Raw genomic sequence first — 6,245 nt, forward strand, 5'->3', positions numbered from 1 at the left:
GGAAGAGGTTACGCTTGGTTGGATACCGGAACCCATGAAAGTTTGATCGAGGCTAGTAATTTCATTGAAACTATTGAGCATCGGCAGGGGTTGAAAGTTTGCTGCCCAGAGGAGATAGCCTATCGCAGTGGTTTCATATCCTCAGCGCAGCTCGAAAAGTTGGCGCAGCCATTAGCAAAAAACGAGTACGGGCAATATCTTTTACGCCTACTTAACAATAAGTTTCATTAGGCAAAAGATATTGAATGTCAGTGTTAGCAAAACAAATTACTGCTGAATTTTACTAATTATTTATTTGTGTGAGCTTTGGTAAATGAATATTGTCCCGACCAAGATACCTGATGTGCTGATAATAGAGCCGAAGTTGTTTGGCGATGAGCGCGGCTTTTTCTATGAGAGCTTCAATCAGCAGCAATTTGATGCTGCCGTCGGAAGACGGGTGGAATTTGTACAAGATAACCACAGTAGATCGGCTCAGGGCGTTTTGCGTGGTTTGCATTATCAGGTGCATCAGCCGCAAGGAAAATTGGTGCGGGTGGTTGTGGGAACAGTGTTTGATGTCGCAGTAGATATTAGAAAAAACTCCCCGTCTCTCGGCCAAAGGGTTGGCGTAGAGCTTAGTGCTGAAAATAAGCGCCAGTTATGGGTGCCTGAAGGGTTTGCTCATGGTTTTGTTGTTTTAAGTGAATGCGCAGAGTTCTTATATAAAACCACGGATTACTACGCACCAACAAACGAACGATGTATAGCGTGGGATGATCCCGACCTTGCCATCAATTGGAAAATAGATTTTTCCCCTCAAATGTCAGAAAAAGATCGTTTTGGTGTGAGACTGATTGATGCAGAATGTTTGTAACAATTCAATAAGCTCGTTATTGCTCATAGTAAATCACAAAATTGTAGAAAGTATCCGCCGATACGCCGGGTTTTTCGTGGGTTTGATGAAATGCCAAATGTCTTTTTTCAAGTGTTGAGCAGAAAGTTAAAAGTTAGCTATTTTGATGTTTTCGTAGCTCGAATATCGTGTGACGCATTTGCGTGAACAGTCTAGTTGTTGGTTGACGGCATACTGATTGGTTATACGAAACATACGTTCATACAATTAAAATTTGATAAAGAGATTGCTTGTGAATATGACCAAGAGATTAGTTGTTGTTTTAGGTATGCACCGCAGTGGCACTAGTGCTGTGATGAATGCGCTGGCCTGTATGGGTGTGAGTCTAGGCGATGATTTATTGCCAGCAGGAAAAGACAACCCCAAAGGCTTTTTTGAAGACAAATCTATTAATGATTTGAATATCGAAATGCTCGATATGATTGGGCAGAACTGGTTCAGTCTATCGCTGGTGACAGATGCTCAAGTAGAGCAATTGGTTAATGCAGGCTATTTAGAAAAGGCCGCCGATTTATTGCGTACCAAAATGGTCGGTCATGAACTGTTCGGCTTTAAGGATCCGCGCGTCTCTAAATTGCTAAAGTTTTGGGTGAAGGTATTTGCGTTGATGGAATGCGAGACCCAATATGTGCTTTGTTTGCGTCATCCATTAAGTGTTGCCAACTCAATTCTAAAACGGAATAAAACACCTATACGTAAGGGCTATTTACTCTGGCTGAGTTATAATCTGGCGATACTCACCCAGCACTTGTCTGCCTCGCTTGTGGCGATTGATTATGATCGGCTAATGGAGTCGCCGGAAGCCCAACTGGAGTTCCTTGCACAGCAATTGAATCTGAACATTCAACCAGATTTGGCTGCTCACTTTGTTCAAGAGTTTCTGGACGATAATTTACGTCATACCACTTTTTCAACCACTGATTTAAAGCATGATTGGCAATGCCCATCTGCTGTGATTTCCGCATATGACTTAAGCCATGATTTGCTGTTGGTAGATAATCAATCTGCGATTTACCATTTTAATGAATTGTATCTCGCGCAAAAACAGCGATTGGATGAAGAGTTTTTATTGCTCGATCAAATTGAAAATGCAGCGATAGATTATGTTTATGTCAGTGAAAATGTTTCTGGTTTAAAACAGCTGATTGAAGAGCGCACACAATGGGCGAGATCATTAGAGCAGCAAGTTACTGAAAGAACCGAATGGGCTAAATCTTTAGAGGATCAGGTGGAGGTGCGTACGCGCTGGGCGATCAACCTCGAACAACAGGTTGAGGAGAGAACTCAGTGGGCGAAATCGCTGGAAGTGCAAGCTGAAGAGCGAACCCGTTGGGCCAAAGACCTTGAGCAAGAAATTGAGGAGCGAACCCGCTGGGCAAAAGATCTTGAGCAGCAAGTCGAGGAGCGAACCCGCTGGGCAAAAGATCTTGAGCGGCAAGTCGAGGAGCGAACCCATTGGGCCAAATCTTTGGATCAGCAGTTAGTGGTTGTGCGCAGTAGTGAATCTCGTTTGCGTGAAGACATAGCATCGGCCCAAGAAAATATTACACAGCTGAACGATAAAAACAGTCAGTTACTTCAACGCTTGCAGGATACAAACGAGCAACTAGATATCACGCAACAAAAACTGGATTTACAAATCCAACAATTAGATTCGCAAATTGCTGTTAATAAAAATCTGGAGTATCAACTGAAGGACTTACAATCGGATTACACACGGGTCATCAATTCGCGCTCGTGGAAGATCACTCGCCCTTTGCGTGTTGTCGGACGCTTGTTGCGTGGCGAGACCAACTCGGTTATCACAGCGCTTAAGCCGCGTTTGCAGCGCTTGGCGCGCAACACCTACCATCGGTTGCCGTTAAATTCGCATATTAAAAATGCAATGGCAGGTTGCATTTATCGCATTGCCGGTTCGATGTTTGAAGGGGTGGTGCATTATGAAATGTGGCGTCGCAGCGGTAAACCGAATTTACCTGCGGTTGCCATTCAGGGGGTTATTGCACCCGATGACATTCAATCGGTACTAAATAGCTTGGTCTTGCCCGTGTCATCGGCGCCGGTGGTGTCAGTGGTGATTCCTAGCTATGGCAATTTACCGGTGACGCTCACCTGTTTGGCATCTATTGCACGTCATAAACCGAAAGCAACAATTGAAGTGATTGTGATGGAGGATCATTCCCCCGATCACGAGATTCATTGTTTGCAGCAGGTGCAGGGGCTGCGTTATGAGGTTAATCCACACAATCTGGGTTTTATCCGCTCGTGCAATCGCTCGGTGTCGCTGGCCAAGGGTGAATATATTTATTTGCTGAATAACGATACTGAAGTGACCGAGGGATGGTTGGATAAATTGTTGGAAGTATTTGCGAGTCATTCTGATTGCGGTATGGTGGGATCAAAACTGGTGTATCCCGATGGTCGATTGCAAGAGGCTGGCGGTATTTTATGGCGCGATGGTTCCGCGTGGAATTACGGTCGTATTCAAGATCCATCCCAACCGCAATTTAATTATTTGAAAGAGGTTGACTATTCATCTGGCGCTTCCCTGCTGATTAAGAAAAAATTGTTTGTCGAGTTGGGATTGTTTGATGAGCGCTATGTGCCTGCATATTGTGAAGATTCAGATTTGGCTTTCAAGGTGCGTGCCGCTGGATTAAAACTTTACTACCAACCGGCATCAGTGATTGTTCATTACGAGGGTGTTTCCAATGGCACCGATGTGCACGGGGGTGGCATCAAGTCGTATCAATTGGAAAACCAAAAGAAATTTTTTGAAAAATGGCGAAGCGTGTTGAGCCAGCATCCCGAGAACGCCCAGCGGGTATTTGCTGCGCGCGATAAATCCCTTGCTAAACCCTGCGTTGTTATTGTCGATCACTATGTGCCGCGCCCGGATCGTGATGCTGGCTCGCGCACTATGGTGGCATTCATCCAAACTTTGCTAAACATGAATTGTAATGTGAAATTCTGGCCGGATAACTTGTGGTTTGATCCCGAATACACACCGCAATTGCAGCAGTTGGGCGTGGAGGTTATTTACGGCGGTGATTATGTCGGTAAGTTCGAGGACTGGATTCGTTCAGCAGAAGGGCAGGTGACCCAGGTACTGTTAAGTCGTCCGCATATCGCAATTAATTATTTGGATACACTCAAAAAGTTTCCCGATATCCATGTTGCTTACTACGGTCACGATCTGCATTTTGCGCGTATGCAAAATGAAGCTCAGGTCACGGGTAATAATCGTCTATTAAAAGAAGCTGACGATTGTTTGCAAATGGAAAGTAAAATTTGGCACGCGGTGGATATGGTGTTGTACCCATCGGATGAGGAGACCGGTTTTATTCATGCCCAGTATCCCACTGTTACAGCGCAGACTATATCGCCCTATATTTATCCGCAGGCTTCCAATTACCTGCAGCGTGATCCTGTCAATAATAACCGGATTATTTTTGTCGCCGGTTTCGGTCATCCACCCAATACGGATGCGGCAAAATGGTTTGTGAAAGAAATTTTGCCCGAAATCAAAAACCGTATTGGTGATGTCGAAGTGTATTTGATTGGATCCAATCCTTCTGATGAGGTCAAAGCCCTGGCTTCGGATAAAGTGATTGTCACCGGCTATGTGACCGACGAACAATTATTGGCGCATTACTTGAATGCGCGCGTCGCGGTTGTGCCCTTGCGTTATGGTGCCGGTATAAAAAATAAAGTAATTGAAGCTATGGCCTACGGTACACCTCTGGTGACCACTGATATTGGGGCACAGGGCCTGGAGGGGTTGGCTGAGGTTACGCCGGTTGCATCGGGCGCTACAGAATTTGCCGCGCATGTGTGCGAGATTTTGAATGACGATATTCAGTGGCGTAGCAGCTCCAACAATGGCGCCCTGTTTGTAGAAAAACATTTTTCAGAGGCCGCGATGAGCAGCATGCTTCAACAATCGCTTAAAATTTCATTTCCCGGCGAAGGCAAACTCTAATGCGTTTAAATTTGGATAAACTTTATGGCAAAGTCAGGGCGCGTGCACCGCTGCGTCTGGGTCTCGCAGGTGGTGGCACCGATGTATCACCTTATTCCGATGAATTCGGTGGTTACGTGCTCAATGCCACTATCGACAAATATGCTTACGCGACGCTCAGCTACAACGACAGCGGCGTTGAATTTGTTGCTGCTGATATCGAAGCGCGTTGGCAGGGGGCTGCCGTACCTGTAATTGATGCGGGCAAAAAACTGGAGCTGCATGCCGGTGTTTATAATCGCATTGTGCGTGAATTTCTCGATGGCAAAGCTATACCAGTGTCATTGGTTACTCACAGTGAAGCGCCGCCCGGTTCTGGTCTTGGCTCGTCGTCTACCATGGTGGTAGCGATGGTGCAGGCGTTTGTTGAATACCTTGCCTTGCCGTTGGGTGAATACGATATTGCCAAACTTGCTTATGAGATTGAACGTGTTGATTTAAATTTGGCTGGTGGCAAACAGGATCAATATGCCGCCGCATTTGGCGGATTTAATTTTATGGAGTTTTATCACGACCGTGTGATCGTTAATCCACTGCGGATTAAAACCGATCATCGCGCTGAGCTTGAATCATCGCTGGTACTTTTTTATACCGGCGTATCGCGCGAGTCAGCCAATATTATTAAAGAACAAACTAGTAATGTAGTCGGTCGTAATGATCAAGCCATGGCAGCATTGCAAGCAGTAAAAGCGGAAGCGCAAAAAATGAAAGAGGCTATTTTGCAGGGGGATTTTGAAAACCTCGCTGCATCTTTGCGCTCCTCCTGGGAGGCCAAAAAGAAAATGGCCTCGACGATTAGCAATACGGATATCGATATTATTTATAACGCCGCCATCGCCTCGGGCGCGGTTGCCGGAAAAGTATCGGGCGCTGGTGGTGGTGGTTTCATGATGTTTTTAGTTGATCCTGCCAAACGTCCCAATGTTATCCGTGCCCTGAATGGTTTTAATGGACAGGTGATGACGGCAGTTTTTGTTGAACAGGGTGCACACTCTTGGAGAGTAATATGATTCATTTTATTGAAAAAGAATTGGCAAAATTAGCAACATTAATTGCAGATATTCAAGCAGATAAAGTGCTGCTGAATCAGGTCGTTGAATCGGCAGAAACTATTGTTGCTTGCTTACGCAATGGTGGCAAAGTGCTCATTGCAGGCAATGGTGGATCAGCGGCCGATGCGCAACATATCGCGGGCGAATTTGTCAGCCGCTTTCATTACGATCGTCCTGGATTGCCCGCTATCGCATTGACCACCGATACCTCAATCCTTACTGCTATCGGTAACGATTATGGCTACGAGCGATTATTTTCCCGGCAAGTGCAAGCATT

Annotated in this window: 4 protein-coding genes and 1 pseudogene; all 5 read left to right on the forward strand. The window is 45.6% G+C overall.

The window, feature by feature from the left end:
* Positions 1-231: pseudogene (locus tag ACWA6V_RS15395) on the forward strand (glucose-1-phosphate thymidylyltransferase); the annotation flags it as partial.
* A gap of 82 nt (positions 232-313) precedes the next feature.
* Complete coding sequence (gene rfbC / locus ACWA6V_RS15400) at positions 314-856, forward strand: dTDP-4-dehydrorhamnose 3,5-epimerase (protein ID WP_449523323.1); 543 nt, start codon at positions 314-316, stop codon at positions 854-856.
* A 277-nt stretch (positions 857-1,133) separates the two neighbouring features.
* Positions 1,134-4,877, forward strand: coding sequence for a glycosyltransferase (locus ACWA6V_RS15405; protein WP_449523324.1), 3,744 nt, complete (start codon positions 1,134-1,136; stop codon positions 4,875-4,877).
* Positions 4,877-5,926, forward strand: coding sequence for a GHMP family kinase ATP-binding protein (locus ACWA6V_RS15410; RefSeq protein ID WP_449523325.1), 1,050 nt, complete (start codon positions 4,877-4,879; stop codon positions 5,924-5,926). The genes ACWA6V_RS15405 and ACWA6V_RS15410 overlap by 1 nt, the downstream gene beginning before the upstream one ends.
* Positions 5,923-6,245: D-sedoheptulose-7-phosphate isomerase (locus tag ACWA6V_RS15415; RefSeq protein ID WP_449523326.1), on the forward strand; the 323-nt coding region annotated here is incomplete at its 3' end. The genes ACWA6V_RS15410 and ACWA6V_RS15415, both read left to right, overlap by 4 nt.

It is taken from the genome of Cellvibrio sp., from assembly GCF_053579595.1.

Bases quoted from the DNA above. Each gene is read 5' to 3' on its own strand.
- rfbC (WP_449523323.1), top strand. From the start codon at position 314: ATGAATATTGTCCCGACCAAGATACCTGATGTGCTGATAATAGAGCCG.
- ACWA6V_RS15405 (WP_449523324.1), top strand. From the start codon at position 1,134: ATGACCAAGAGATTAGTTGTTGTTTTAGGTATGCACCGCAGTGGCACT.
- ACWA6V_RS15410 (WP_449523325.1), top strand. From the start codon at position 4,877: ATGCGTTTAAATTTGGATAAACTTTATGGCAAAGTCAGGGCGCGTGCA.